Annotated in this window: 27 protein-coding genes and 4 tRNA genes; 8 read left to right on the top strand and 23 right to left on the bottom strand. The window is 65.7% G+C overall.

All coding sequences use genetic code 11. The features are described from left to right. Nucleotides 1-20 precede the first annotated feature (20 nt). A complete protein-coding gene (gene rplJ, locus DK926_RS02005; protein ID WP_068427689.1) occupies nt 21-596 on the bottom strand; it encodes a 50S ribosomal protein L10 in 576 nt (191 codons plus the stop codon). A 429-nt stretch (nt 597-1,025) separates the two neighbouring features. Here rplJ and DK926_RS02000 point away from each other — a divergent pair, with 429 nt between their 5' ends. Together DK926_RS02000 and DK926_RS01995 are read left to right on the top strand one after the other, a co-directional pair. Continuing rightward, nucleotides 1,026-2,990 (top strand): CocE/NonD family hydrolase, encoded by a 1,965-nt coding sequence (locus DK926_RS02000; protein ID WP_114328236.1) that lies wholly within the window; start codon nt 1,026-1,028, stop codon nt 2,988-2,990. A gap of 12 nt (nt 2,991-3,002) precedes the next feature. Continuing rightward, on the top strand, nt 3,003-3,905 hold the full coding sequence (locus DK926_RS01995) for an alpha/beta hydrolase (protein ID WP_114328234.1): 903 nt from the start codon (nt 3,003-3,005) through the stop codon (nt 3,903-3,905). Nucleotides 3,906-4,122: 217 nt separating this feature from the next. Here the strand turns inward: DK926_RS01995 and rplA are convergent, their stop codons facing one another. The 11 genes from rplA to DK926_RS01940 form a co-directional block, all read right to left on the bottom strand. Continuing rightward, nucleotides 4,123-4,842 carry a 50S ribosomal protein L1 gene (gene rplA / locus DK926_RS01990; protein ID WP_114328232.1) on the bottom strand — a complete coding sequence of 240 codons (720 nt, stop codon included), beginning with the start codon at nt 4,840-4,842 and terminating at the stop codon, nt 4,123-4,125. A gap of 80 nt (nt 4,843-4,922) precedes the next feature. After that, a complete protein-coding gene (gene rplK, locus DK926_RS01985) occupies nt 4,923-5,357 on the bottom strand; it encodes a 50S ribosomal protein L11 (protein ID WP_068099499.1) in 435 nt (144 codons plus the stop codon). A gap of 65 nt (nt 5,358-5,422) precedes the next feature. Then, on the bottom strand, nt 5,423-6,253 hold the full coding sequence (gene nusG / locus DK926_RS01980; RefSeq protein WP_068429322.1) for a transcription termination/antitermination protein NusG: 831 nt from the start codon (nt 6,251-6,253) through the stop codon (nt 5,423-5,425). 61 nt (nt 6,254-6,314) lie between these two features. Beyond that, nucleotides 6,315-6,770 carry a preprotein translocase subunit SecE gene (secE, locus tag DK926_RS01975; RefSeq protein ID WP_114328230.1) on the bottom strand — a complete coding sequence of 152 codons (456 nt, stop codon included), beginning with the start codon at nt 6,768-6,770 and terminating at the stop codon, nt 6,315-6,317. A gap of 65 nt (nt 6,771-6,835) precedes the next feature. Beyond that, nucleotides 6,836-6,908: transfer RNA gene (locus tag DK926_RS01970), tRNA-Trp, on the bottom strand. 158 nt (nt 6,909-7,066) lie between these two features. Continuing rightward, the gene (gene hadB, locus DK926_RS01965; RefSeq protein WP_068429316.1) at nt 7,067-7,492 is read right to left on the bottom strand and encodes a (3R)-hydroxyacyl-ACP dehydratase subunit HadB; all 426 of its coding nucleotides are present in this window, start codon (nt 7,490-7,492) and stop codon (nt 7,067-7,069) included. Continuing rightward, nucleotides 7,479-7,964 carry a (3R)-hydroxyacyl-ACP dehydratase subunit HadA gene (gene hadA, locus DK926_RS01960; RefSeq protein ID WP_174551472.1) on the bottom strand — a complete coding sequence of 162 codons (486 nt, stop codon included), beginning with the start codon at nt 7,962-7,964 and terminating at the stop codon, nt 7,479-7,481. Before hadA ends, hadB begins: the two co-directional genes overlap by 14 nt. Before the next feature lie 209 nt (nt 7,965-8,173). Beyond that, nucleotides 8,174-8,341: a 50S ribosomal protein L33 gene (gene rpmG / locus DK926_RS01955; RefSeq protein ID WP_027498281.1), complete on the bottom strand. Its 168-nt coding sequence runs from the start codon at nt 8,339-8,341 to the stop codon at nt 8,174-8,176. A 60-nt stretch (nt 8,342-8,401) separates the two neighbouring features. After that, nucleotides 8,402-8,474: transfer RNA gene (locus DK926_RS01950), tRNA-Met, on the bottom strand. Nucleotides 8,475-8,555: 81 nt separating this feature from the next. After that, nucleotides 8,556-8,628 (bottom strand) — tRNA-Thr (locus tag DK926_RS01945). 151 nt (nt 8,629-8,779) lie between these two features. Next, nucleotides 8,780-8,862: transfer RNA gene (locus DK926_RS01940), tRNA-Tyr, on the bottom strand. Nucleotides 8,863-9,017: 155 nt separating this feature from the next. Between DK926_RS01940 and DK926_RS01935 the strand changes: the two genes are divergently transcribed. Next, on the top strand, nt 9,018-9,518 hold the full coding sequence (locus tag DK926_RS01935) for a YajQ family cyclic di-GMP-binding protein (RefSeq protein WP_114328228.1): 501 nt from the start codon (nt 9,018-9,020) through the stop codon (nt 9,516-9,518). A gap of 61 nt (nt 9,519-9,579) precedes the next feature. On the opposite strand, the gene htpX is transcribed toward DK926_RS01935, so the two are convergent. Then, nucleotides 9,580-10,440, bottom strand: coding sequence for a zinc metalloprotease HtpX (gene htpX, locus DK926_RS01930; protein WP_068429310.1), 861 nt, complete (start codon nt 10,438-10,440; stop codon nt 9,580-9,582). A 130-nt stretch (nt 10,441-10,570) separates the two neighbouring features. Beyond that, nucleotides 10,571-11,590 carry a polyprenyl synthetase family protein gene (locus DK926_RS01925; protein WP_068429308.1) on the bottom strand — a complete coding sequence of 340 codons (1,020 nt, stop codon included), beginning with the start codon at nt 11,588-11,590 and terminating at the stop codon, nt 10,571-10,573. A gap of 170 nt (nt 11,591-11,760) precedes the next feature. On the opposite strand from DK926_RS01925, the gene DK926_RS01920 reads away from it, so the two are divergent. Beyond that, entirely contained in the window at nt 11,761-12,984 is a 1,224-nt protein-coding gene (locus DK926_RS01920; RefSeq protein ID WP_114328654.1) for a geranylgeranyl reductase family protein, read from the top strand. 63 nt (nt 12,985-13,047) lie between these two features. Here DK926_RS01920 and DK926_RS01915 read toward each other — a convergent pair whose 3' ends face one another. Further along, on the bottom strand, nt 13,048-13,740 hold the full coding sequence (locus DK926_RS01915) for a demethylmenaquinone methyltransferase (RefSeq protein WP_114328226.1): 693 nt from the start codon (nt 13,738-13,740) through the stop codon (nt 13,048-13,050). 13 nt (nt 13,741-13,753) lie between these two features. After that, on the bottom strand, nt 13,754-14,890 hold the full coding sequence (locus tag DK926_RS01910) for a glycosyltransferase family 1 protein (protein ID WP_207890710.1): 1,137 nt from the start codon (nt 14,888-14,890) through the stop codon (nt 13,754-13,756). Between the two features lie 137 nt (nt 14,891-15,027). On the opposite strand from DK926_RS01910, the gene DK926_RS01905 reads away from it, so the two are divergent. Then, the gene (locus DK926_RS01905; protein WP_114328222.1) at nt 15,028-15,612 is read left to right on the top strand and encodes a TetR/AcrR family transcriptional regulator; all 585 of its coding nucleotides are present in this window, start codon (nt 15,028-15,030) and stop codon (nt 15,610-15,612) included. A gap of 71 nt (nt 15,613-15,683) precedes the next feature. Here the strand turns inward: DK926_RS01905 and DK926_RS01900 are convergent, their stop codons facing one another. Continuing rightward, nucleotides 15,684-16,634: a ferritin-like domain-containing protein gene (locus DK926_RS01900; protein WP_114328220.1), complete on the bottom strand. Its 951-nt coding sequence runs from the start codon at nt 16,632-16,634 to the stop codon at nt 15,684-15,686. 104 nt (nt 16,635-16,738) lie between these two features. Further along, nucleotides 16,739-17,188, bottom strand: a complete 450-nt coding sequence (locus tag DK926_RS01895) for a DUF3592 domain-containing protein (protein ID WP_068429299.1) — start codon at nt 17,186-17,188, stop codon at nt 16,739-16,741. Between the two features lie 58 nt (nt 17,189-17,246). Here DK926_RS01895 and DK926_RS01890 point away from each other — a divergent pair, with 58 nt between their 5' ends. Continuing rightward, nucleotides 17,247-17,765: a DUF2505 domain-containing protein gene (locus tag DK926_RS01890; RefSeq protein WP_068429297.1), complete on the top strand. Its 519-nt coding sequence runs from the start codon at nt 17,247-17,249 to the stop codon at nt 17,763-17,765. Nucleotides 17,766-17,805: 40 nt separating this feature from the next. Here DK926_RS01890 and DK926_RS01885 read toward each other — a convergent pair whose 3' ends face one another. From DK926_RS01885 to menD, 4 genes are all read right to left on the bottom strand, one after another. Next, entirely contained in the window at nt 17,806-18,918 is a 1,113-nt protein-coding gene (locus tag DK926_RS01885) for an NDMA-dependent alcohol dehydrogenase (RefSeq protein WP_068429294.1), read from the bottom strand. A 28-nt stretch (nt 18,919-18,946) separates the two neighbouring features. Next, nucleotides 18,947-20,446, bottom strand: a complete 1,500-nt coding sequence (locus DK926_RS01880; RefSeq protein WP_114328652.1) for an aldehyde dehydrogenase family protein — start codon at nt 20,444-20,446, stop codon at nt 18,947-18,949. 106 nt (nt 20,447-20,552) lie between these two features. Further along, entirely contained in the window at nt 20,553-22,052 is a 1,500-nt protein-coding gene (locus tag DK926_RS01875; protein ID WP_243636591.1) for a helix-turn-helix domain-containing protein, read from the bottom strand. A 229-nt stretch (nt 22,053-22,281) separates the two neighbouring features. Beyond that, nucleotides 22,282-23,892, bottom strand: coding sequence for a 2-succinyl-5-enolpyruvyl-6-hydroxy-3-cyclohexene-1-carboxylic-acid synthase (gene menD / locus DK926_RS01870; RefSeq protein WP_114328216.1), 1,611 nt, complete (start codon nt 23,890-23,892; stop codon nt 22,282-22,284). A 73-nt stretch (nt 23,893-23,965) separates the two neighbouring features. Between menD and DK926_RS01865 the strand changes: the two genes are divergently transcribed. Further along, nucleotides 23,966-24,562, top strand: a complete 597-nt coding sequence (locus tag DK926_RS01865) for a flavin reductase family protein (RefSeq protein ID WP_068429284.1) — start codon at nt 23,966-23,968, stop codon at nt 24,560-24,562. 34 nt (nt 24,563-24,596) lie between these two features. Continuing rightward, on the top strand, nt 24,597-26,015 hold the full coding sequence (locus DK926_RS01860) for a DUF2252 domain-containing protein (protein ID WP_114328214.1): 1,419 nt from the start codon (nt 24,597-24,599) through the stop codon (nt 26,013-26,015). A gap of 51 nt (nt 26,016-26,066) precedes the next feature. On the opposite strand, the gene DK926_RS01855 is transcribed toward DK926_RS01860, so the two are convergent. Next, nucleotides 26,067-26,513, bottom strand: coding sequence for a hypothetical protein (locus DK926_RS01855; protein WP_068429278.1), 447 nt, complete (start codon nt 26,511-26,513; stop codon nt 26,067-26,069). Nucleotides 26,514-26,558: the final 45 nt, after the last annotated feature.

The following is a 26,558-nucleotide window of genomic DNA, read 5'->3' as shown; positions in this document are numbered from 1 at the left end:
TGTTCGCTGAAAAGTGCGGATCAGCTTTCGGCGGGAGCGTCTGCTTCTGCCGGTGCCTCGGCAGCGGCAGACGCCGGTGCCTCGGTGGCCTTCTTGTCTGCCAATGCCTGGGCCAGACGTGCAACCTGCGACGCCGGAGCGTTGAACAGGCCGGCAGCCTTCGACAGGTTGCCCTTCATGGCACCTGCAAGCTTTGCCAGCAAGATCTCGCGGGACTCGAGGTCCGCGATCTTGTTGATCTCGTCCACGGACAGCGTCGCGCCGTCCATGTAGCCGCCCTTGACGACCAAGGCCTTGTTGTCCTTTGCGAACGCCTTGATGGCCTTCGCAGCGTCGACCGGCTCGCCCTTGATGAATGCAATGGCGGTCGGTCCGACGAACAACTCGTCCAGCCCGGTGATGCCGGCTTCGGCAGCAGCGCGCTTGACCAGGGTGTTCTTGGCGACGGAGTACGTGGCACCTTCGCCGAGCGCACGCCGGAGCTGAGTCAGACCGGACACCGACAGGCCACGGTATTCCGTGACGACGGCAGCCGTCGAACCCTTGAACTGTTCGGTGATCTCGGATACTGCCGAGACCTTTTCGGGCTTTGCCATACTTCGCCTCCTCTCGTGGGAAGTAATGTCGATCGCGAGAGGTCCGGCAGAAACGACGAACGCCCCGGCGCAAGAAGCACACGGGGCGTAGACATGAGAACAGCGTCGCGAAGACGCCGTCGAACAGGTCCCTTACCTCGTCCTCCTGCGTGGGCCGTCCGAGAAACTCGGACCTTCAACCGCATTCCCTGGAGAAGGCGGTGACCAACGGTCTTGGGTAGAACTCGATTGGGTGGACCGGATGCATTCCACATCCGAACCGTCGGCAACAGTACCTCGAGCAGTGCCACAACGCCAAAACGGCCCGACAGTGCGCCTCACCGTTCCGGATGTGACTGCCCACCAAGTTTGCCCGAGCGTTGCTGTCAGCTGCGCACAACAATCGCCGCTCACAGGACAACCGAGCATTTTGACGGTTCAATCGGATACATGACGGCAGCGCAGCCACGTCCCCTCCTGCGTCCTGGGCACGCCCAGGAGCGAGTACGCGACCCCAGCGGTGGCGACGCAGCGACCGCGTGGCGCAACCTCGTCGAGGCACCGCCCCGTTACCCCGAGATCGCACGAGCGTCGAACGTTCCGATCACGATGAGCGACGGGACCGTTCTACGGGCGGACGTCTTTCGCCCCGCCGATGTCGCGGGAGATGCCGTCGCGACCCCGCTTCCGGTGGTTCTGAACATCACGCCGTACAACAAGGGCCTCGTGACGGGCATCGATGCGCTTCTCGGGACGCCCGTGCTGGGTCGAGCACTCCGTGGGCTCTCGCGCCGACTCGACCTCAGCGGCACCCCCTTCGAAGGGATCACGGAAATAACCCGCATCGTCGACGGCGGTGCAGCCGATCTGTTGTCGGTCAATCGTCACCTGATCCGCAGCGGGTACGTCCAGGTCATCGTCGACGCACGAGGCACCGGGTCGTCGGCAGGCAAGTGGGACGTTCTCGGCGATCGAGAGCAGCTGGATTCCATCGAGATCATCGAATGGAGTGCCTCCCAGCCGTGGAGCAACGGCCGCGTCGGAATGACGGGCATCTCGTACTCGGCGATCAACGCACTGCAGGCCGCAGCGAAGAGGCCGAACGGGCTCGAGGCGGTGTTCGCCGTCGAAGGATCGGTCGACATCGTTCGTGAGATCTTCGCGACCGGCGGTGCGCCGTCCTTCTTCATACCGCTGTGGTTGACGACCGTGAACGGGCTCAAATGGGTGCCGTCGCTGCAGGGCCTCGACGTCGTGACCTGGCTTCGAGATCGCGCGTCCTCCCCCGCCACCCACATGCTCGACCTCGCGAGAGGATTCCTGACCGGCGGCGACACGAGAATCTACGACGACCCCTACTACGACAACATCGACGCCGACATCGAACAGATCGACGTGCCCACCTTCGTCTACGGATGCTGGCACGACATCTTCGGAGGCTCGGCCCCCGACATCTACAACCGGCTCGCGCTCGAACGCGGCCACAAACAGCTTCTCGTCGGCGACGGCTATCACGGCAATCCGGGCATCGGTTTCGGACGACCCGGGTTCCCACCTCGTCTCGACGTGCTCGAACGCGCCTGGTTCGATCGTTGGCTTCGCGACGAGGACAACGGAATCGAGAAGTACGGTCCGGTCACTCTCCGCAGTCAGGGCGGTACGTGGACTGCGCACGGGCGATTTCCAGCTCCTCACGCGCAGCCGACGCGGCTCTACCTCTCTGCCGAGACGTCCGGCGTCGCCGCGCATGCGGTAGCCGACGGCAGTCTCGTCGGCACGCCCGACGGATCCAGCGGAGTCTTCACCGTTCGTCCGTCTCTTCGCCCGACGGTGTCTCGTGACACGACGCAGGTGTTGGCCGGGATCACCGCGGTGTTCGGCGGCGGATTCACCTACGACAATCGCTTCGCGGAAGGCGCCGCCGTCACGTTCACCACCGGCCCTGCCCACGCGGACACGGTCGTCTCCGGGCCGATGAATCTGCACATGCAGGTCGTGTGCCATGCGCGAGAAGCGTTGTGGGCCATCATGGTCTGCGACGTCGCACCCGACGGCACCTCGACGGTCATCACGAACGGTGCGCTGTTGACATCCCGTCGGGCCATCGACGACGAGAAGTCCCTCTTCGCGCCGAACGGGGACTACACCAAGCCGCACCACCCGTTGACCGAGGCCTCCATGCTGGAAGTGCCCGTGGGCGAGCCGGTGATTCTCGACATCGACCTGCTGACGACCGAGGCCGTCGTTCGGGTCGGTCACCGCCTCCGCGTCGACGTATTCGCCACCGACGCACCACGATTCATGCCGATACTCCCCGACCTGCTGCGCACGAGGGGCCGCAGACAGGACGTCGTTCTCGACGCCGACGAGCCCAGCTTCCTCGTCGTCCCGCTGCTCGGCACCCCCGGTTGGTGAAAGAAGGTCATCGTGCAGACCCGAACCGGCTTCGCGCCGTCGAACTCGCTCGACATCGCGTACGAGGACATGGGCAACCCCGACGATCCCGCCGTGCTGATGATCATGGGTCTCAGCGCGCAGATGACGTTGTGGCCCAACGAGTTCTGCGAACGCATCGTCGACATGGGTTTCCGAGTGATCCGGTTCGACAACCGCGACATCGGATTGTCGACCAAGATGGACGGAATGCGCATCCAGGGTTCGGCGCTGCTACGACTGCTGCGAACCGGACTCGGCGCACCGAGCACCGTGCCCTACACGCTGCTGGACATGACAGCCGACGCAATCGGGTTGCTCGATTACCTCGACATCGACAAAGTGCACGTCGTCGGAGCATCGATGGGCGGGATGATCGCGCAGATTCTGTCGGGGCTGTACCCGGATCGAGTGCTCAGCACCGCGATCATCTTCTCCAGCACCAACGAAGCGTTTCTACCGCCGCCCGATCCGCGCGCCCTGATCCCGCTCATGAAGGGGCCAGGGCCAGGAGCGTCGCGCGAAGAGATCGTTCGGCACTCCGCGAACACGCGGCGCATCATCGGCAGCCCGGCCTACCCGACGCCGATGGACGAACTCCTCGAGACCGCGGGCCAGATGTACGACCGCAACTACTGTCCCGTAGGCGCACTACGTCAGATGGCTGCGGTCACAGGCACGGGAAGCCTGCGGCGCTACACCACGCAGATCGCAGGGCCGACCGTCGTCGTCCACGGCCGCGCCGATCGGCTGATGCGTCCCACCGGTGGAAAAGCCGTCGCCCGAGCGGCGAAGAATTCCAGGCTGCACCTCATCGACGGAATGGGCCACGACCTCCCGCGGCCTCTGTGGGACGAGATTCTCGGGGAACTGTCGTCGAACTTCGGGCGGGTCTGAGCTCTCCGTCCCTCCGACCGAATGTCACATCCGGTCACTCTGAGTGACCATTGGACGCCCTCGCTCCGGACCGGCCGCGACTCTCCAGGTGACCGAAGGACGCCCTCGCTCACTCTGAGTGACCGAAGGACGCCCTCGGTCCGACCGCCGCCGCCCCCCGGATACGACGAAAGCCGACCCCCATGAATGGGAGTCGGCTTTCGTAAGTCGAGCTGGATCAGGCCTCGACGTCGTCCGACAGCAGGTTACGCGTGCGGTTCGGGTCGACGGGGATGCCAGGTCCGGTCGTCGTCGAGACGGTGACCTTCTTGACGTAGCGGCCCTTTGCCGACGACGGCTTCGCGCGGAGGATCTCGTCGAGAGCGGCGCCGTAGTTCTCCACCAGCTTGGCGTCGTCGAACGATGCCTTGCCGATGACGAAGTGCAGGTTGGCCTGCTTGTCGACGCGGAAGTTGATCTTTCCGCCCTTGATGTCGTTGACGGCCTTGGTCACGTCGTTGGTGACCGTGCCCGTCTTCGGGTTCGGCATGAGGCCACGCGGTCCGAGGACGCGGGCGATACGGCCGACCTTGGCCATCTGGTCCGGGGTCGCGATCGCGGCGTCGAAGTCCAGGAACCCGCCCTGGATGCGCTCGATCAGATCCTCGGCGCCGACGACGTCGGCTCCTGCTGCTTCGGCCTCCACAGCCTTCTCACCAGCGGCGAAAACGATGACCCGAGCGGTCTTGCCGGTGCCGTGGGGAAGGTTGACGGTGCCGCGCACCATCTGGTCGGCCTTGCGAGGGTCGACGCCGAGACGAACGGCGACCTCGACGGTTGCGTCGAACTTGCTCGACGCGGTGTCCTTGGCCAACTTCGCTGCCTGAAGCGGCGAGTACAGGTTGTCTGTGTCGACCTTTGCGGCCTGCTCGAGGTAGGCCTTGCTGCGCTTTGCCATGTCTTACTGTCCAATCGTGAGTTCAGTGTGGTTGACGGGCCTGGCCGGCCCTACCACGGGGGTACTGCTGCGGCTGAGGATCAGCCTTCGACCGTGATGCCCATCGAGCGAGCGGTGCCGGCGATGATCTTCGCGGCCTGGTCGATGTCGTTGGCGTTGAGGTCTTCCTGCTTGGTCTTGGCGATCTCGCGCACCTGGTCCATGGTGACCTTGGCGACCTTGGTCTTGTGCGGCTCGCCGGAGCCCTTGGCAACGCCTGCAGCCTTGAGCAGCAGCTTGGCGGCCGGAGGGGTCTTCAGCTTGAAGTCGAAGGTCCGGTCTTCGTAGACCGAGATCTCCACCGGCACGACGTTTCCGCGCTGCGACTCGGTCGCGGCGTTGTACGCCTTGCAGAACTCCATGATGTTGACGCCGTGCTGACCCAGCGCGGGGCCGACGGGAGGAGCAGGGTTGGCCTGTCCTGCCTGGATCTGAAGCTTGATGATCCCGGCTAGCTTCTTCTTCTTCGGGGGCATTTCTTTTTCCTTGTATTCGCTCGGGTTTCTTGCGGTTACTACTGCAAGTTCTGTGGTTCGGCCCGCTAGATCTTGGCGACCTGCGTGAAGCCGAGCTCGACCGGAGTTTCACGGCCGAAGATGGAGACCAGCACCTTGAGCTTCTGCTGTTCGGCGTTGACCTCGCTGATGCTGGCCGGGAGCGTCGCGAACGGGCCGTCCATGACGGTGACCGACTCGCCGACCTCGAAGTCGACCTCGATGGTCGGCTTCGCCGTGGTCTCCGCGGCGGTGGCATCGGTGGTGGCGCCTGCAGCCTTGGCTTCCTTCTTCTCGCCCTGCTGCGGCATGAGGAACTTGACGACCTCGTTGATCGTCAGCGGCGACGGACGCGACGTGGCGCCGACGAATCCGGTGACACCGGGCGTGTTGCGCACCGCGCCCCACGACTCGTCGTTCAGGTCCATGCGCACCAGAATGTAGCCGGGCAGCACCTTGCGGTTGACCTGCTTGCGCTGGCCGTTCTTGATCTCGGTGACCTCTTCGGTCGGAACCTCGACCTGGAAGATGTAGTCGCCGACGTCGAGGTTCTGGACGCGGGTCTCGAGGTTGGCCTTCACCTTGTTCTCGTAACCGGCGTACGAGTGGATGACGTACCAGTCACCGGGGGCGCGTCGCAGCGCAGCCTTCAGCTCGGCAACGGGGTCTTCGACCTCGTCGGCCTCGGAGGCCAGTCCTTCGGCGACCGCGTCGTCGGCCTGCGCGTCATCGGCGCCCTCTGCCTCGACGGCGTCGGCGATGGCCTCGTCGGTCTCGCGGTCCTGAGCGGCCTGCTCCGCTTCGAGGCCCTGGTGGGTCGCCTCGACATCGGCGTCGAATGCGGCCACTTCGGTGGCGTCGTTGTGCGGCGTGCTCACAGCAGGCACCCTTTCTCTCGTTCAGTACGTGGGTCGATCATGTTCTGCTCACCCATACCGGTCAGCCGAACAGCCATTCGACGCCCTGAGTGAACGCCAAATCCAGGCCGCTGATGAACGCGACCATGAATGCCACGAACACGAGCACGACGCTTGTGTAGGTGACCATTTGCTTGCGATTGGGCCAGATGACCTTGCGCAGCTCGGCAACGACCTCGCGGAGGAACTTGCGCAGACGCTTGAAGATGTTCATGCGCTTCGGCTCACGCGGCTTGTCGGAGCGAGTCGCGACCTTGGTGACCGACGACGCGGCGGCCGGCGTCTTCTCGACCGATGCGGCGCGCGTCCGGCGCGTGGTGCGCTTTCCGGTCGGGCGGGCCGAGGCTTCGGAACCGGCAGCGCCCGATCGGGATGCAGCTGCCTCGTCGGTGGCGGACGCAGTGTCGTCGGATGTCGACGAGTCCGACGCGGAAACATCTTCCGACGTCTCGTCGCGCTTACCGCGCTCCTCGCTCACCGTCGTTCCTCTCAGTAGCCGAAATTGTCGATACCCTCGCCGGAGCGAGGGATGTACAACGTGGGCAGGGGCGACAGGACTTGAACCTGCAACCTACGGTTTTGGAGACCGTTGCTCTACCAATTGAGCTACGCCCCTTCGGTTCGATCCGCACTGGATCGGACCGTCCTGCGGTCACACAACATACGCGCTACCCCTACAACTCTCCAAAGGAGAACTCAGGCAGCGCGCAGCGCTGAACAACCACAGAAATCTCAGTGTACTGCACAGGCTATGAAAGTTTGAAATCCACCTGGTCAGGCCAGGCGAACGGTGGCCGTCGCGCGTCCGAAGATCTTCTTGCCCTCGGACTTGGCCGTGATCGCGATGACCGCCGACTTCGTTTCCGCGTCGACAGACTTGATCTTGCCGGAGTACTCGACCGACGCAGCGGAGTCCGCAGGCACGTAGACCGAGCTCGTGAAACGCACGTTGTATTCGGTGACGGCACCGGGATCACCGAGCCACGACGTGACGAAGCCCGCTCCGAGACCCATCGTCAACATGCCATGGGCGATGACGTTGTCCAGGCCTGCGAGCTTGACGACCTCGTCGCTCCAGTGGATCGGGTTCGGGTCACCGGAGACGCCGGCGTAGTTGACCAGATCGCCACGCGTGAGTTTGACGACGCGCTCGGGGAGCTCGTCGCCCACGGACACGTCCGCGAAATTACGAAGCGCCATGCATGATCACTTCCTTCACTGCGTGGGCGATGTTTTCGTCGACTTCTCCACCGGTGCGCGCGACCAGCGTGGTCCACGTGGTCTGCACCAGCTCGCCGTTCTGATCGGTCACGATGTTCTTCGTCGTGATGATGTCGCTGCCGCTCATCTGACGGAACGATTCGAGAAAGACCTCGCAGCTGAGCTCGTCGCCCACCTGGATCGGCTTGTGAAACTGCAGACGCTGGTCGGTCTGGAGAATCTGGCTCGGGTCGTACCCGGTGATGAACTCTTTGAACATCCGCGATTGCGCGATGATGCCGACGAGCGAGATGAAGGTGAGCGGCGCGATCAGCCCGTCGTAGCCGAAGCTCTTCGCTGCCTCTTCGTCGTGGTGAGCAGGGTGCCAGTCCTGGACGGCACGCGCGTACTCACGCACTTTCTCCCGGCCTACCTCGTACGGTTGATCCACCTTGTAGTGGTGGCCGACCATCGCGGCGGCGTGCGCAGCGGGATCCTGCGGAACTTCTGAATTGTGCGACGGCGCAACAGGTTGCGCCGTCGCTGTCACGCGGAAATCGGTTTCGGTCACGCGAAATTCGTACCTTTTCTACCCAGGACGCAAAATCCGTTAGGGCGAAGAAGTAAGCCTAACGCGCGGCGTCGACTTCGAACGAGAACCTGCAGCCGAGTGGCTCGCTGCTAGCGAGACTCGCGGTGAGCGCGATGCGTGCCGCAGTTGGAGCAGAACTTCTTCAGCTCGATGCGGTCGGGATCGTTGCGGCGGTTCTTCTTCGTGATGTAGTTACGGTGCTTGCAAACCTCGCAGGCCAAGGTGATCTTGGGCCGCACATCGGTGGAGGAGGCCACTGGATGCCTACTTTCAGGTAACGCTGATCCGGAGAATCAGGACTGTGCATTCTTCTTGTGTAGCGGTGACCGGACTTGAACCGGCGACGCAACGATTATGAGTCGTTTGCTCTACCAACTGAGCTACACCGCCTCAGGTTGCTCACCCCTACACCTTCTCACTGCCGAGGCGGACTCGGTAGTGAATCGTCTGGGCGAACCATCCAATCCAGCGAGCCCCCTAACGGAATCGAACCGTTGACCTTTTCCTTACCATGGAAACGCTCTGCCGACTGAGCTAAGGGGGCGTGGCATCTGTTCACGGTTTCCCGTGCGCCGAAGCCTTCAAGAGGTTACACAGTTCGAACGCCGACTACCAAATTACGTGGTCAGCGGGCTCGCTGCACTTCCTTTTCACGGAGAAACCCCAGCGAGCGAACTCGCTGGGGTCCCTTCGGGTGGCAGATGTAGGATTCGAACCTACGTAGGCATAAGCCGACGGATTTACAGTCCGCTCCCATTGGCCGCTCGGGCAATCTGCCGGGTGTACGTCGAAGATTCATGCTCTCTTCGATGCGCTGAAAAGAATACAACGACTGTGCCCCCAGAACGCAAACCGGGTGGATAGCGGGGGTGCGGAGCGGCTAACGTCGGGTGCGCAGCACGTGAACATTCGATACGACACAGGAGTTCCTCAGTGGCAGATTCTTCCTTCGACATCGTCAGCAAGGTCGACCGGCAAGAGGTCGACAACGCTCTCGGTCAGGCTGCGAAGGAGTTGGCGACCCGCTTCGACTTCCGTGGTTCGGGCACCACCATCGAGTGGTCCGGCAGCGGGGAGTCGGAGGTGATCGTCATCACCTCCGAGTCCGAGGAGAAGGTGAAGGCAGCCCTCGACGTGTTCAAGGAGAAGCTGATCCGTCGTGACGTCTCGCTGAAGGCGTTCGAGACCAACGACCCTGCCCCGTCGGGCAAGGTGTGGAAGGTCACCGGAAAACTCGTCCAGGGCATCACGAGCGAGAACGCGAAGAAGATCTCCAAGAAGATCCGCGACGACGGCCCCAAAGGCGTCAAGGCTCAGATCCAGGGAGACGAGCTGCGCGTCAGCAGCAAGAAGCGCGACGATCTGCAGGCCGTCCAGCAGCTGCTGAAGGCCGAGGACTTCGGTATCGCGCTGCAGTTCGTCAACTACCGGTAGGCGCTACGCACCCGTGAGTGCGAATGTATAGCCCAGTACGCATTCGCACTCACGTGCGGCGTCAGCCGCCTCTGGCCATCCGTTCCAGCCTCTCGATGCGGTCGGCCATGGGCGGGTGCGTCGAGAACAGCTTCCCGACGCGGTCGCCCACGCGGAACGGGTTGGCGATCATCAGGTGCGACTCGGACGCCAGACGTGGCTCGGGCGGCAGCGGTGCAGCCTGCACGCCTCGCTCCAACTTCCGTAGCGCCGATGCCAGTGCCAACGGGTCGCCGGTCAGCTCGGCGCCGGACTGGTCGGCCTGATACTCCCGCGACCGCGACACAGCCAGTTTCACGACGGTCGCCGCAATCGGTCCCAGCAGCGAGACCAGCAGCAGCGCGATGGGATTGGCCCCGTTGTTGCCGCGTCCGCCGAACATCGACGCGAACATGGCGAAGTTCGCCAAACCCGAGATGACCGCGGCCATCGCGCCGGCGACGGACGAGATCAGAATGTCGCGGTTGTAGACGTGCGACAGCTCGTGACCCAGTACGGCACGGAGTTCACGTTCGTCGAGGATCTGCAGGATGCCCGTCGTGCAGCAGACGGCCGCGTTGCGGGGGTTGCGGCCGGTCGCGAAGGCATTGGGATTGTTGGTCGGGCTGATGTACAGCGCGGGCATCGGCTGATGAGCGGTGGTGGCCAGTTCGCGGACGATCCGGTACATCGCCGGCTGTTCGACCTCGGTGACCGGCTGCGCGTGCATCGACCGCAGCGCGAGCTTGGCGCTGTTGAAGTACGCCCATCCGTTCACGCCGACCGCGAGGGCGACCGACGCGAGCAGAATCCCCGGACTGTTGAACAGCGACCCGATGAACACGATGAGCGCCGACATGCCCACGAGCAGCCCGAAAGTCTTTGCCCCGTTCGCGAAGCTCATTGGTCGCCACTTCCTTCGTTTCGACGTTCCCTCAACCGAGAAACGACCGCGACACCTGTCGAGGTTCCCGCGTCAGCCCTTCCGAAACGAGATGTCAGCCCAGCTGCGCCCGATCCCACCACTGACTGCGTCAGCCCACCCGTTCCACGGTGTAGTCGACGAGCCGGCCCAGCGCGTCGTTCGCAGGCCCCGAGGGCAGCGTCGCGAGTTCGGCATGCGCCTTGGCGGCGAAATCGGACAGCGTCGCCTTGGCCTTCGCCATCCCGGGCGAGCGATCGAGCAGGGCCAACGCCTCGGTGACGGCGTCGTCGTCGGTGACGGGCCCGTCCAGAAGCTCGCGCAGCCTGTCGCCGTCGGGACCCTCCTCGCGGAGCGCGTAGAGAACGGGCAGCGTGTGCACGCCTTCACGCAGGTCGGTGCCGGGCGTCTTGCCCGACTGCGCGGACACCGACGAGATGTCGATGATGTCGTCGGAGATCTGGAACGCGGTGCCGACGGCGTCGCCCAGTCGCTCGAGCGAGGCGACGTGGTCGGCGTCGCCACCGGAGAACGTGCCGCCGAAACGTCCGCAGGCCGCGATCAGCGACCCGGTCTTCTCCCAGACGACCCGCAGATAGTGTGCGACGGGATCCTGATCCTTCTTGACGCCGATCGTCTCGCGCATCTGACCGGTGACGAGTTCGGCGAACGTGTCGGCGATGATGCGCACGGCCTCGGGACCGAGCGTCGACACCAGACGTGACGCGTGTGCGAACAGGTAGTCGCCTGCCAGGATCGCGACGCTGTTGCCCCAGCGCGCGTTGGCGCTCTCGGCGCCGCGTCGCATGGACGCCTCGTCCATGACGTCGTCGTGATACAGCGTCGCGAGATGAACGAGTTCGACGACGGTGGCCGCGGTCACCACCGATTCGTCCGACGCGTTCGGTCCCAACTGCGCGGTCAGCACGGTGAAGAGCGGACGGAACCGCTTGCCACCCGCCTTCGCGAGATGAAGGGCGGCCTCGGTCAGGAAGTCCTCGCCGTCGGAGAGTTCCGAGATCATCAGACTCTCGACGTTCTCCAGTCCTGCGGCCACGGTTCGTGCAAGCTCTGGATCGACCAGATCGACCCCGGCAACGACCGTCGTTCCAGTCGTGTCGTCTGTGCTCACAGTTGTTGGTCCTGTCCTCTTCGTCGTCCGCGGATTCTCGGCGTCTCTCGACGTACCTCGTTCTACCGTAGTGAACCTAGTGGGTGACATGGTTGGAAGGTGTCGTAGCCCATGACGGAAGGTTCGGTTCGGTCGACGAGGGCCGTCGCGCCGCTGCTTTACTGGAAGGCGTGAACGCTCCCCTTTTTACCGACGTTCTCGTCGTCGGAGCCGGCCCGGCCGGCTCCGCTGCTGCCGCGTGGGCTGCCCGCGCCGGCAGGGACGTCGTCCTCGCCGACGCCGCCACCTTCCCTCGCGACAAGACGTGCGGCGACGGTCTGACCCCGCGGGCGATGGCCGAGCTCGATCGGCTGGGTCTCGGCGAATGGGTGCGCGGTCGGGCCGAGAACCGCGGTCTGCGGTTGACGGGATTCGGGCAGGAGTTGCAGCTCGAATGGCCGGGCGGGTCGTTGCCTGCCGTCGGCAGCGCGGTCCCCCGAACGGAACTCGACGACAGAATACGCAGCGCCGCAATCGAATCCGGCGCAACGATGCTCGAAGGCGCGAAAGCCATCGACGTCCGGCGTGACGGAAACGCGGTCACGGCAGTCGTGTTCGCCGACGGCCGCGAGATTCGGTGCACCAGGGTGATCGTCGCCGACGGTGTCCGCTCCCCCCTCGGCAAGAAGCTCGGTCGAGAGTGGCATCGGGACACCACGTTCGGCGTCGCCGCTCGGGCGTACATCGGCTCGGAACGCTCGTCGGATCCGTGGATCTCGTCGCATCTCGAACTGCGCGACGGCGACGGAACACTCCAGCCCGGTTACGGCTGGATCTTCCCGCTCGGCACCGGCGAGGTGAACATCGGCGTCGGCACACTCGCGACCGCCAAGCGCCCAGGACCCGGCGCGCTGCGGCCGCTGCTGGATCTGTACACGTCGCAGCGTCGCGACGACTGGAAACTGACCGGCGACCTCCGAGCCGTCGCGTCGGCGCTGCTGCCGATGGGCGGAGCGGTCTCGAACGTCGCAGGCCCCAACTGGGCGATCATCGGCGACGCGGCCGCGTGCGTGAATCCGCTCAACGGCGAGGGCATCGACTACGGCCTCGAGGGCGGGCGCCTGGTCGTCGACATCCTGGACGAGGCCGACCTCACCGAGGTGTGGCCGAAGATTCTGCGCGAGCACTACGGTCAGGCGTTCTCGATCGCGCGACGCCTCGCCGGTCTACTGACGGTGCCGCGGTTTCTGCCCGCCACCGGTCCGATCGGAATGCGGTCGCGCGCACTGATGACCGTCGCCGTCCGCGTCATGGGAAACCTTGTCACCGAGGCGGATTCGGACCTCGTCGCACGCGCGTGGCGCGCGTCGGGCAGTGCGTCGCTGAAGATCGACGAACGCCCGCCGTTCGCGTGATGCGGCTGCGCCACCCGTGCGCGGAAAGTCGGCCCCTGGGCCAACTTTCCGCGCACGGGCGCGCTAGCGCACTGCGCGATGCAGCGCGACGACCCCTCCGGTGAGGTTGCGCCACTGGACGTTCGACCACCCACAGTCGGCGATCGTGCGCGCCAGCTCCTCCTGCGTCGGCCACGCGCGGATCGATTCCGCGAGGTAGACGTACGCATCCGGGTTGCTGGACACCGCACGGGCGACGGCGGGAAGCGCCTTCATCAGGTACTCCATGTACACCGTGCGGAACGGCGCGAAGACCGGCGTCGAGAACTCGCAGACGACGAGCCGACCACCGGGCTTGGTGACGCGGGCGATCTCCCGCAGGCCTGCCCGGAAGTCCGAGACGTTGCGCAGCCCGAACGAGATGGTGGCCGCGTCGAAACTGGCATCGGCGTACGGCAGGTGCATCGCGTCGCCTGCGACCATCGGCACGGGCCGTCCGGAACCCGCGTGCAGCATGCCTTTCGAGAAATCGGTGGCGACGCACCACGCGCCGCTGCGCGCGAGCTCGACCGTCGACACTCCGGTACCCGCGGCGAGGTCGAGGACCTTCTCCCCCGGCTTCAGGTTCAGCGCGGCCCGAGTGAGCTTGCGCCAACTCCGATCCTGGCCGAACGACAGCACGGTGTTGGTGATGTCGTAACGGCGAGCGACGCCGTCGAACATCGACGCGACCTCGTGTGGGTCCTTCTCGAGCGTTGCACGCGAACTTGTTGGCACGTCTCGAGCTTACTCATGCAGTGCGCAGCGTCCTGCGACGTTCCCAGCCGAGAACGTCGTCGTAGTGTCCGAGCAGTTCGTCGCAGATCGCAGGCCACGTGCGGTGGAGTACCGACTTGCGCGCCGCCTCACCGAAGCGTGCGCGAGTCACCGGCGATCGCAGCGCGGCGACGGCACTCGGCAGCAGCTCGGCGAACCGGTCGACGGGAAGCAGATAGCCGTTGCGGCAGTGCGTGATCAAATCGCGCGGACCTCCGGCGTCGGGACCGATGACCGGGATGCCGCTGGCGAGTGCTTCCTGGACCGCCTGACAGAACGTCTCGTGCTCGCCCGGGTGCACGAAGACGTCGAAGCTGGCATACGCCTGCGCGAGTTCGTCTCCCCCTAGCTGACCCAGGAAGATCGCCGACGGCATCAGCTTCTCCAACGCGGGCCGTTCCGGACCGTCACCGACGACGACGAGTTGCACGTCGTCGGCGATGGACGCGAGACGCTCGACGTGCTTCTCCGGGGCGAGCCTGCCGACGAATCCGACGATCAGCTTGCCGTCGGGCGACCAACGTCGACGCAGCGTTTCGCGTCGCGCCGAGGGGGCGAATCGGACGGCGTCGACGCCTCGCGCCCACCGGTGGACCCGCGGGACGCCGTGGTGTTCGAGCGCTTCGACAGCCGACGACGACGGCGCCAACGTCCGTGCGGCGCCGCGATGCACGCGACGCGTCCAACGCCACGCGGCCTTGGATGTCAGACCGAGGCCGTAGCTTTCGGCGAATCCGGCGACGTCGGTCTGGTACACGGCCACCGCGGGAACACCGATGCGGTTGGCCGCGGCCAGTCCGCCTGCACCGAGCAGGAAGGGGGACGCGAGATGAACGACGTCGGGCTCGAACGCCCGGATCGTGGCCGTCAGACCGGGTCCGGGAACACCGACAGGGAGGGAGCTGACCTTGGGGACCATCACCGCAGGTACACGGTTGACGGGGACGCGGCCGTGTTCGACGTCGGCCCGCGGCTTGCCTGCGGGATTGTCCGGCGCGACGACCATGGCGTCGTGTCCGCCTCGCTCCAGGTGTTCGAGCACTCGGAGAATCGAGTTGGTGACGCCGTTCATGTTGGGCAGGAACGATTCCGCAACGATGGCTACTCGCACGTTCCTCAGTGTGAGGAGCGTCTCGGGCCAGCCGGCTTCGGCGACGTTACGGGCGAGCGAAGTTCACACGAATGCTTCCGTCGCGTCGCGCCGACATAGTTACTGGTTCGTCCACCGCGGAACCGTAGACTGCCGGCATGAAGGCCGAGACTTCGGAGAAGACGACACCGCGGCCGTCGGCGTCGGACACGCGGGCGCGCATCCTCACCGCGGCGAACGAACAGTTCTACGCGAACGGGATTCGCGCGACGAGCGCGGACAAGATCATCGAGCAGGTCGGCATCACGAAGGTGACGTTCTATCGCCACTTTCGCACCAAGAGCGATCTCGTCGTCGCCTATCTGGAAGGGCAGGCAGCAGCAGAACGCGCGTGGCTGACGAGCATTCGCCGCGACGGCGATCCGGCCGGTTCGCTTAGTGCTTTGGCCGCCGGAATCGGGGCCGCGAGCTGCAGGCCGGGCTTTCGAGGATGTGCGTTCATCAACGCCGCAGCGGAGTTCGCCGATCCCGCCGACCCGGTTCGCGTGGCCGTCGACGCGCACCGACAGTGGATTCTGCAGTACTTCGCCGCGCTCGCTGCCGACGCCGGTGTCTCCGAGGTCGAATCCGCAGCACGACAGCTGATGATGTTGCGCGACGGGGCGATGGTGAACGGCTATCTCGGACAATCCGATTCGGTGGCGTCCGCGCTGGAAGCGGCGTTCGTGTCGGTCATCGCGTAGGCCGGCCGAAGAAGACGACGGTGCGGATGCGACCGACGGGCCGCATCCGCACCGGACATCCGTCCGAGCAGTCAGTCGACCCCGACGATGTCCTTCGCCAGTGCGGCGAGACGCGTCTGCGCAGCCGAGACGACGCCCTGACGATTCTTGGTCGCCTCTTCGAACGCGACGATCGTTCTGATGTCGTCCGGGTCCGTCAGCTCCTTGATCTCCGCGACGGCGTCGTTCACGTTGAGCGTGTCGTAGTCGTCGATCGGCAGGTCTCCTGGTTCGAGCGCCGTGCCCGTCCGCACCGAGTGCAGTGCTTCGGCGACGGAATCCGCACCTTCGTCGCGGACGACGTCCTCGGCTGCTTCGAGTGCCGCGTCGCCACCGGCCGACACTGCTCGGGCTGCGATGGTGCCCGCGTGGGCGCCCCTCCCGAGCAACTCCCCGAGGCGGCTCGGGGTCGTGCGCGCGACGTCGACGGCGTAGTCCAGTCCGCGTGCGGACCAGGTGGCAGGTGTATTCACAAGCTTGACGGCGCTGCCTGCCGCCGCCTGCAGCGGAGTCCGTCGGAGAGCCGCGGGGCCACCGAGGGCCTCCTCGGCCAGTACCGTCTGCAGCCAGTCGACGGTCGCGCTGTGCGCGGTGATCAGGCGTTCGGCCAGACGCACCGCCGACGGGACGTCGTCCGCCGTCGCGAGCGCCTTGATGTACTTGGCGCGGCCGAGCAGCTGCTGTTCCAACGCCAGGTCGCCGAGAAGTGCCTCGTCGAACGGCTGCGCCTGCTCGGCGACGGTCTTGAACAGCGCGAGCGTGCGCCCGAGGAACGGTGCGACGACGTCGGGCAGTCCGCCGAGGTCACGCAGAGTCGTCTCGATCTCCGCCGCCCGCTTCCGACCGTTCTCGGCGTTCTGACGTAATTCCGTGCGCACCGCGTCCGTGCGCGCCTGGGCCACGCGTGTTTCCGCGACCTGGATCTCGGTGTTCGTGAGTTGTAGTACGGCCCGCAACTGCGCGAGCAACGTGGATGAAGTCATCGCAAAAGCTCCTTCGGTCGTTGGGTCGTTCTCGTTTCGACGTGTCACCGGGACACGGGCGCTGCGTTACCCACGAGTAGCGAACCCAAACATCGAAGTGCGGCTCAGACGGCCAGGTGCTGCCGCTCGCGTCGTCGCAGCAGGAGCAGCACGGGAACCGCGACGGCCCAGGTCACGACGACGACCGAGCCCGCGGGAACGATGGCGACGGAGGCGTCGCGGCCGGAGACCCGCACGAGATCCGGATCGGACTTGGCGTATTCGACGTCGATGCGCTGGCCGGCGATCAGATTGGTCGGGTACAGCACTCCGAGCTGCGGGTTGTGCGTGACGCCGTCGGGAGTGACGAAGCTGACGGCCGAACGCAGCTTGCCGGCGGAGAGGACCTCGGCCGTGGCAGTGCCTTCGTCGGAGGTGATGGTGCGGTCGTTCTTCCAGGCGGCGACGACCAGCAGCACGGCCAACACCGAGATCCCGGTCGCCACGACGATCACGCAGATTCGTGCCCGACGCCACGCCTGCGACCTGCCGTCGTCGCTGTCCCTGGATGCCACGACGGTAGACGTTACTCAGGGGCGCCGACGGGCGTCTGCTCCGGTAGCCTCTGCTGCTATGTCGCGCGACTTCGAGTTCACGGTCTCGTCGGAACACTCTCCCGAGGAGGTCTACGAGGCTCTGAACAGCGAAGAGCAGTGGCTCGCCCGGTTCGAGCGGGCGCAGAAGACCGACGGCTACGAGCTGACCAGACACGATCACGGCGGTCTGACCGTCGACATCACCGACGAAGTCGGCACGTCGGAGCTACCCGGGTTCGTCAAGAAGGTCGTCCGAGGCCGGTTGCTCGTCACTCGAACCGATTCGTGGGGCCCGTTCGACGGCGACCGCGCCGACGGCACCCTGGCCGGGGGCGCGACGGCCATCCCGGCGTCGGTGAACGGAACCATGTCGTTGCGCCCGGACGGCACCGGCTCGATCATCACGGTCAAGGGCACGTCGACCGTCAAGATTCCGCTCATCGGCGGCAAGATCGAGTCGCTCATCAACGACATGGTCCGAGACATGGTCGAGCAGGAAACCCAGGAGACACACGACTGGGCGGCCGAGCGAGAACAGCAGGAAGGCCAGGACTGATCGGGCCGGCAGCGGACGCGCTGCCGGCCCGATCGTCGAACTACGCGTCGTGCACGATCACGCCGCGGATGTTCTTGCCGTCGCGCAGGTCCTGGTATCCCTGGTTGACGTCCTCGAGGCTGTACTTGCTGGTGATGAGCTCGTCCAGTTTCAACTGACCCGCGTCGTAGAGACGCAGCAGCCGGACGATGTCGTACTGCGGGTTCATCGATCCGAACAGCGTTCCCTTGATGGTCTTCTGATTCAGCGTCAGATCGGTGCCGGACACGTGCACCGTCAGCTTCGTCGGATCCGCCAACCCGGTGATGACGACGGTTCCGCCCTTGCCGATCGCCGCGGTGGCTGCGCTGACGACGTCCTCGTCGACGGTTCCGACGAGGATCAGCGCGGCGTCGGCTCCCTGCCCCCACGTCAGCTCGTTCAGTTTCTCGGCGGCGCTCTCGGCGTCGGCGAAGGCATGCGTCGCACCGAACTTCAGCGCGGTCTCGCGCTTGAGCGCAACCGGGTCGACGACCACGACGTACTTGCATCCCGCCGCGACCGCGCCCTGCACCGCGTTGATGCCGAGGCCGCCGATTCCGTAGATGATCGCGGTGTCGCCGGCTCGGAGGTTGCCCGCGTTGACGGCGGTTCCCCATCCCGACGGCACCCCGCATCCGACGAGCACGGCAGTCTCGAGCGGCAGCCAGTCGTCGACCTTGACCACGGAGTGCTGGGAGATCGTCGCCCGCTCGGCGAACGTGCCCAGCATGCACATCGCACCGAAATCCGTTCCCTTGGAATGAAATCGGAACGAACCGTCGGGCATCGAGCCCTCGAGAATGGTGGCGCCCATGTCGCACAGGTTCTGTCGACCCGTCGCGCAATAGCGACACGTCCCGCAGTTGGGGATGAAACTGCAGACGACGTGGTCCCCCGGCTTGACCTTGGTCACGCCCGGTCCGACTTCTTCGATGATGCCCGATCCCTCGTGGCCGCCCACGATCGGGAAGCGTGGAGGCAGATCACCGTCGGTCAGGTGCAGATCCGAATGACACAGCCCCGCTGCCGTGTACTTGATCAACACCTCACCGGGACCGGGTCCGTCGAGTTCGAGCTCCATCAGTTCGAACGGCTTGCCTGCTTCGAGAAGTACTGCTGCTGTGGTCTTCACGTTCTTGTCCCGTCGGTCGAAGAGAAATTCAGAGGGCGATGTTCACTGCTTTGGTTTGTGTGTAGAGATCGATGGCCGACGCGCCGAGCTCGCGACCCCAACCGGACTGCTTGAATCCGCCGAACGGCATGGCGGTGTCGAAGCCGTTGTACTGGTTGATCCAGACCGAGCCGGCCTTGAGCCGCTTCGCCGTCCTGTGCGCTTTCGAGATGTCGCGCGTCCAGATGCCAGCGGCCAGGCCGTAGATCGAATCGTTGGCCGCGGCGATGGGGCCGTCGTCGGCCGAGAACGGAAGTGCCGCAACGACGGGCCCGAAGATCTCCTCCTGCACGATCGAGTACGACGGATCGACGTCGACGAACACGGTCGGCTCGACGAAGTATCCCTTGTCGCCCCAACGCTTTCCACCGGTCAGCGCACGTGCGCCGTCGGCAATGCCCGCATGGAGGTAGCCGGTCACCTTGTCGAACTGCTCCTGCGAGATCAACGGGCCGAGCTGGGTGGTGGGGTCGAGGCCGGGTCCGATCTTGACCTGGCTCGCCGCGTGCGCGACTGCCTCGGTGAACTTCTCGAAGATCGAGTCCTCGACGTACAGGCGTGTGCCCGCAACGCAGCACTGTCCGTGGTTGAACAGCCACGCGTTCAGCGAACCTTCCACTGCCGCATCGAAATCCGCGTCCGCGTACACGATGTTCGGGCTCTTCCCGCCGAGTTCGAGCGTCACCTTCTTCAGGTTGCCCTTGGCCGCGTCGACGATCTTCTTGCCGACTTCGGTCGAACCCGTGAACGCCACCTTGTCGACGTCGTCGTGCCCGGACAGTGCCGCTCCCGCGTCACCGAAGCCGGTCACGACGTTGACGACTCCCGGTGGGAAGCCCGCTTCCTCGAAGACCTCGGCCAGCAGCAGAGCCGTCAGCGGTGTCTGCTCGGCCGGCTTCAGGACGACGGTGTTGCCCGCTGCCAATGCCGGTGCCAGCTTCCACGAGGCCATGAGGATCGGGAAGTTCCACGGGATGATCAGGCCGCACACTCCGATCGCCTCGCGCAGTGTGTAGGCGTGGAATTCACCGCCCGGCGCGAAGGGCATCGAGACGTTGACCGTGCTGCCCTCGATCTTCGTCGCCCAGCCCGCGTAATAGCGGAAAACGTCTGCGGCCCAAGCGACGTCGACAGCACTGGCGATGACGGCGGACTTTCCGTTGTCCAGCGCTTCCAGCTGTCCGAACTCGTCGGCGCGTTCGCTGAGTATGTCGCCGACTCGCCAGATGAGTCGTTCGCGTTCGTTGGCTTTCATGCGCGACCACGGCCCGTCCTCGAACGCCCGACGCGCTGCCCGCACCGCGCGGTCGATGTCCTCGGCCTCGCCGTGGGCGACGTCGGTCAACTTCTCGCTGTCGGCGGGGTTGTACGTCGCGAACGTCCGACCGGACGCCGCGTCGACGAACTGTCCGTCGATGTACAGCTTCTTCGGTCCTGCGAGGAAGTGTCGTGCCTCGCTCGGGATGGGGTGGTCTGCAACGGCCGTCATCGAACGCTCCTTCATATGGTCGATCACTCATGTGATGCAGGCCATATTTCCGTCGTGTGCGGCTGTGTAACTGTTCGATCTTCGAACACACCACACGGGCCGTCCGTCAGCAGGTCACGTCGAGCGCGCGCATCCGCGCGTAGAGGGTGCTGCGACTGATGCCGAGCTGCATGCTGGCGTGAGACTTGTTGCCGCCGCACGTTTTCAGAGCGTCGATGATCGCCGTCCGTTCGGCTTGCTCTCGACCGCCGAGTCGTGACGCGCGCGTACTCGACCGATAATCCTCGGGGAGATCGGCGACGTCGATACGGTCCGACGACCGGGCGTCGGCCGCGCTGGTCAGCACCACCTTCAGTTCGGCGAAGTTGCCCGGCCAGTGCGCCGACGCGAGTGCGTCGAGTGCGCTGGGCGCCAACCGAACTCCGGGTGCCACGTCGTCGAGCACCGTTCGAGCGAGGTCGGCCATCTCGGGTCGACGCTCACGCAGCGGAGTGAGATGCAGTCTGTTCGGACACCGACTGACGAGCGCGGCCGTCGCCGTCGGCAGGTGCGACATGGGTGCGCCGGTCAGCACGACACGGTGCCCGTCGCTCGGGGTCGACACGAGGTCGGTGAGGATCGGCAGCAGCGTTTCCGGCACCAGTTCGACGTTCTCGACGACGATGACCCCCGGTTCGCGTCCGGCGTCGACGAGCCTGCGCGTCCAGTCGTCGACACCGTCGAACGCGATCGACGTCGCGTTGTGCCAGCTCACCGGGCCCTCGCCTGCGACCTCCGCCGCGGCGGTGGTCCGACCCGACCCCGGCTCACCACTGATCGACAGAGCACCGGCGTCGGTACGGGCGAGTCGGACGTCGTGCTCGTAACGCTGTCGACGCGACGAGTGCTCGCTGCGCCGAATCGGTGATCGTTGCTTGTCGGCGAACACGGTGAACAGGGCACCGCCGTCGGCGCCTGCCACACGGTCGGCCTTGACCTTCGCCCGTATTCCCGACGCGAGGTCGACGGCGACGACGCGGCTGCCGTCGGCACCCAGATCCAACGCGAGCTCACGCAAGGTGGCGTGATCCTCGGTGTCGAGCACGTCCATCGCGGTTCGGTTGGTCAGCAGGAAGTCGTCGCTGATGGCTGCCACCGCGACGTGTTTGTGGTGCGAGATGCGCTGAAAGGCGTCGACGAGCCGTCGTTCGGACGCTTTCGAGCCCTCGAGCAACCGTGCCTCGATGTCCGACGCGGCTCTCGCCAGGAACGGGGCGAACAGCGGATTGGCATGTGCCGCAACGCCGGTCATGTCCAAAATACCTTCGACGCGCTTCGTGACCGGATGGATCACCGGGTGGCCGTAACAGCTGAGGCCCTTGAAGCTCTCCAGAAAGTGTTCGTCACCGTGGATGACCATGCTTCGCCCGGTCTCGAGTGGCGTGCCGACCGCGTTGGTCCCGGCCGAGTCCTCTCCCAGCAGCGCGCCGTCGAACACTCCGAGACGCTCGACGGCACGGCGGATCGTCCCGTCGGCGTACACGGAGGCGACGACGCGGCAGTCGCGGTCGGCAAGCAGCACGCAGAACCCGGTGCCCGCGATCTGTTGCCCGACTTGTTCGAGCACCGGCGCGGCGGCGCGCAGCAGCCTGCTGTCGACCTCGACCTGGACATCGACGGCGACCGTCGCCGACGGGTCGACACCGCTGAGAAGCGACCGCTTCCACGACAGTGCGATCTCGGGGCGGACCGGGTGCTGTTCGATAGCGACGATCGTGGCACCTCCGACGTTCCTACTGTGTTCCAGATCATAGTCTCGCGTAGGAGTGACCCGGAACTGTTCGGAATTCGTACAGCTAGAGGCGCGCCCTGATCCCCGCGTGCAGTTCGCGCAGGCCGGAGCGTTCGGTCGTCACTTCGAGCACCCTGATCTGATCCGCGCTGTCCTGGAGGGCGGTGGCGAGCTGGGCTGTGTCCACACTCCTGTGCTCGATCCGATATGCCGCGCACAGCGCCGCGAGATCCATGCCGTGCGGCGTGCCGAACACGCGCTCGAATGCGCCCGCGTACTGCGGATCGCCCTGCTCGAGCAGTTCGAAGATGCCGCCGCCGTCGTCGTTGGCCACGACGATCGTCAGATCCTTCGGCCGCGGCTCGCCGGACCCGATCAACAGGCCTGACGCGTCGTGCAGGAACGTCAGGTCGCCGAGCAGCGCGATCGTGCGCCCACCCCGGGACAACGCCGCGCCGACGGCCGTCGACACGGTTCCGTCGATGCCCGCGACGCCGCGGTTGGACAGCACACGCACGCCGGGCGCGGGATAGCTGACCAGGGCCGCGTCGCGCACGGGGTTGGAGGCGCCGAGCAGCAGCTGGTCGCCGTCGCGCAAGGACGACATGACCGTCGCGGCCACGTGCAGACCCGTCGGCTTCGGGTGCGACGCGAGCTGGTCGCGGACCGCAAGATCGGCCTTGGCCGACAGCGTCCGGCAGCGTTCGATCCACGCGTCCCGCGGGGTGCCCGACACGACCGCACGCGTGCCCGTCGCGAGGACGTTGCCGGAGACGTCGGGCCAGCGCGGACCCGTCGTCAGAGCGAAGACGTCGACAGCCGGATCCGCGAGGAGGGCCGACACCGGTCGGTGCAGCGTCGGCCGTCCGGTGATGATCGCCTGCCGCGGCTTCAGCTGAGACAGAGCCATCGGGTGCAGCGGGAGACCGTGCAGCGGCGCGGTCGGCTCGGCGACGGTCGGCAGACCTGCGAGCTCGGGGCGCAGCGCCGCACCGTGACCGGACACGACGATCGTGTCGACAGACAGATCGATGTCGACGGGAACGTCGAGAGTCGCCTGCTGCGTCGTCGTCCATGCGGCGCCGCCGTCGCGACCTTCGGGCGCGGGTGTGGGGTCGGCGAGATCCGGCACGAGCGGCTCACGCAGCGGGATGTCGAAATGCACCGGGCCCGCGTTCCCGGATCGCGTGCCACGGGCCGCGGCGAGGACGCGGCACACCGCGCTACGCCACTGGCTGTTCTGGCCTGCGTCGTCCTCGGCGAGGCCGAGGCTGATCGTCGCGCGCACCTGGCTGCCGAACAGACCGAGCTGCTCGATGGTCTGGTTCGCGCCGGTTCCGAGCATCTCGTACGGCCGGTTCGCGCTCAGCACGATCAGCGGGACGCGCGCGTAGTTGGCCTCGAGGACCGCGGGACCGAGATTCGCGACGGCCGTGCCAGACGTCATGACGACCGGAACCGGACGGCCACTGCCCATGATCAAGCCGATCGCGAGGAAGCCCGCGGTCCGCTCGTCGATGCGCATGTGCAGACTCAGACGGCCCTCGGCGTCGGCTTCCTGCAGCGCGAACGCCAGCGGCGCGTTCCGGGAGCCTGGGCACAACACGACGTCGCGGACGCCGCCGCGTACGAGTTCGTCGACGACGGCGGCAGCCTGAGCAGTGGATGGGTTCACTACTTCAGATTGTCAGATTCTCGGGTGGAGGCGTAGGTCGGCCCGAGTGCGTGGTCTTTGACAGGATGGATCGGTGCGAACAGTCTTCGATGCGGCCGAGTTGCCGTCCCGCGCCTTCTATCCCCTGCTCACGGCGTCTGTCGTACCGCGTCCCATCGCGTGGGTGTCGACGGTGTCGGCCGACGGCGTGGCCAATCTCGCGCCCTACAGCTTCTTCTCGGTGTCGTCGGCGAACCCGCCTGTCGTGCAATTCACGTCCGTCGGCCGCAAGGACAGCCTGCGGAACATCGAGGCGACGGGCGAGTTCGTGATCAACCTGGCCACCGAGCCGTTGCTCGAACAGGTCAACGCCTCGTCCGCCGGCTACGACCACGGTGTCAGTGAGCTGGACGAGCTCGGCATCGCGAGCGAACCGAGCGAGAGAGTCAAGGCGCCCCGCGTCGCGGCATCACCGATCGCGATCGAGGCGACCCTTCACCGGGTCGTCGAGGTCGGTAACTCGTTCGTCGTGATGGGCGACGTCGTCGCGGTGGCCGTCCGTCCCGAGTTCCTCGCTGCCGACGGGCTGCCGTCGTTCGAGGCGATCGCTCCGCTGAGCCGACTCGGGCGTACCGAGTGGGGACTGCCGCCCGCGGTGACGTCGATCGAGCGTCCCGGCACCCCTTCCTGACGCGCAGGCCGACGCTCGGTTTTACAGTTCATCCATGCACGAAGCTCGACACGGCCACACCGTCGTCCCCGACATCGTCGACGTCGACGGCAGATCGTTCGCCACTCTCCGGGCCCGACCGGTTCCGCGCGAGGAGCGCTATCGGCTCGGAAAAAGCCTGCGCGACAAGGTGTCTCGTGAGTCGATGGGCAACTGGGCACCGCCCGCGAACCGACTCGATCCGATCCGTCAGATCGAGTTCTCGCACGACGGGCGCATCGACTGGCTGATCCCTGTCCGCGTCGAGCGGATGGTCGAATCGCCGTACGGGTTCCTGCGTGGAACCGCGATCGTCATGGCACGCGACGTCGCGATGCTGCCGTCGACGGGAATCACGCCCGTCGTCAGCGGTGACTCGCACCTCGGTAACTTCGGCTTCTACGCCTCCCCCGAACGCGATCTGGTCATCGACCTCAACGACTTCGACGAGGCCCACCCCGGCGCGTGGGAATGGGATCTACGACGCCTCGTCGCCAGCATCTGGGTGGCGGGCCGGCAGAACGGACGCACCGAGCAGCAGTGCGAGGAAGCCGTCGTCGCGTGTGTTCGGGCGTATCGCATCGAGGTGTCGCGTCTGGCGGACGAGCCGCTGATGTCGCGCTCGTTCCAGCGTCTGACCGCCGACAAGCTCGAGGCCGACGCCACCGAGGGTTCGCTGCGCAAGGAGATCAAACGGGCGACCAAGAAGGCCAGGCGACGCACGAGCGACCGCGTGCTGCCGCAGTTCACCGAGGAGCACGAGGGCAAGCGGCGGCTCGTCGAGGAGCCGCCGATCACCACGCGGATCTCGGCGCGCGACGAGGAGCTGCTCGCCGAGGGACTCGACGAGTATCTGACGACGCTGTCTCCGCACTGGCGGCGAGTGCTCGGCGGATACACGTTGATCGACGTCGCGCATCGGGTCGTGGGCGTCGGCAGTGTCGGGCTGCGCGCCTATGTCGCGCTGCTGGAGGGTTCGAGTCCCGACGACGTCGTGTTCCTGCAGCTCAAGCAGGCCAGGCGTTCGGTGCTGGCGCCGTACGTGCACGGTGAGTCGGCGTGGCACGCGCATCAGGGGCAACGCGTCGTCGAATATCAGCAGGATCTGCAGACGGTGAGCGACCCTCTGCTGGGGTGGACGACGATCGACGGACGTCAGTACTACGTGCGGCAGTTCAGGAACATGAAGGGCACGATCGACCTCGGATCGATCGATGCGCCTGCGCTCGTGGACTATGCGGGCGTCGTCGGCCGGCTGTTGGCGAAAGGGCACGCCCGTACGAGTGGGGCGTCGATGATCGCGGGTTACCTGGGCACGTCCGATGCGGTGGACGTCGCGTTGAGCAGGTTCGCACGGTTGTACGCGGATCAGACCGAGGCCGACCATGCGTTGCTGGTCGAGGCTGTGCGGGCGGGCCGCTTCGCAGCCACGTGAGTGCCAATGTATAGCGGGCTATACATTGGCACTCACGTGCGCCGAAGGCGCCTATCCGGCGTACTTGGTGACCAGTGCGCCCAGACGCGGGAGCGCCTCGGCGACGTTCTTCTGCGCCGAACCGCGCAGGCTGCCGTAGAACTTCTTCACGACGCCCTTGTCGGTCTCCTCGATGCGCGAGTCGGTGACCGACAGCAGCGCGTTCGAGACCTGGTCGGAGTTCGCGACGAGGTAGTCGGCGAACGTTCCTGCCGGCGCAGCGTTGTAGGACTGCCAGAACGGCTCGAGCTGCGTGACGAAGTCGGGCCACAGCGCTTCCACGGCCCGCTCGATGTACGACGGTCCGACCTTCTTGACGGCACCGTAGCCGCCCTTGACGGCGAGGCCGCTTGCGCCCTTCTTGTCCGACACCTCGGCGTCGATCAGCTCGATGACGTCGGCGAGCAGCACGTCGCGCTTCGACTCGTCGAGCAACGATTCCTTCAGAGCAGCAACCACTTCGACTTTCCTCCCGGGTAATAACAGGTCAGTACGTAACCGCCG

Origin of the sequence: Rhodococcus sp. Eu-32 (assembly GCF_003336925.1) — a bacterium.
GTDB classification, from domain to species: Bacteria; Actinomycetota; Actinomycetes; order Mycobacteriales; family Mycobacteriaceae; genus Rhodococcoides; species Rhodococcoides kyotonensis_B.
This window is presented reverse-complemented; position numbering and strand designations above follow the sequence as displayed.

What these genes read in the sequence shown, in the direction of transcription:
- DK926_RS01905 (WP_114328222.1), top strand. Translation starts at nt 15,028, where the DNA reads ATGAAGGCCGAGACTTCGGAGAAGACGACACCGCGGCCGTCGGCGTCG.
- hadB (WP_068429316.1), bottom strand. Translation starts at nt 7,492, where the DNA reads ATGGCGCTTCGTAATTTCGCGGACGTGTCCGTGGGCGACGAGCTCCCC.
- DK926_RS01880 (WP_114328652.1), bottom strand. Translation starts at nt 20,446, where the DNA reads ATGACGGCCGTTGCAGACCACCCCATCCCGAGCGAGGCACGACACTTC.
- rplJ (WP_068427689.1), bottom strand. Translation starts at nt 596, where the DNA reads ATGGCAAAGCCCGAAAAGGTCTCGGCAGTATCCGAGATCACCGAACAG.
- rplK (WP_068099499.1), bottom strand. Translation starts at nt 5,357, where the DNA reads ATGCCCCCGAAGAAGAAGAAGCTAGCCGGGATCATCAAGCTTCAGATC.
- htpX (WP_068429310.1), bottom strand. Translation starts at nt 10,440, where the DNA reads ATGAGCTTCGCGAACGGGGCAAAGACTTTCGGGCTGCTCGTGGGCATG.
- DK926_RS02000 (WP_114328236.1), top strand. Translation starts at nt 1,026, where the DNA reads ATGACGGCAGCGCAGCCACGTCCCCTCCTGCGTCCTGGGCACGCCCAG.
- DK926_RS01900 (WP_114328220.1), bottom strand. Translation starts at nt 16,634, where the DNA reads ATGACTTCATCCACGTTGCTCGCGCAGTTGCGGGCCGTACTACAACTC.
- hadA (WP_174551472.1), bottom strand. Translation starts at nt 7,964, where the DNA reads ATGGTCGGCCACCACTACAAGGTGGATCAACCGTACGAGGTAGGCCGG.
- DK926_RS01860 (WP_114328214.1), top strand. Translation starts at nt 24,597, where the DNA reads ATGCACGAAGCTCGACACGGCCACACCGTCGTCCCCGACATCGTCGAC.
- DK926_RS01890 (WP_068429297.1), top strand. Translation starts at nt 17,247, where the DNA reads ATGTCGCGCGACTTCGAGTTCACGGTCTCGTCGGAACACTCTCCCGAG.
- rplA (WP_114328232.1), bottom strand. Translation starts at nt 4,842, where the DNA reads ATGGCAAAGCGCAGCAAGGCCTACCTCGAGCAGGCCGCAAAGGTCGAC.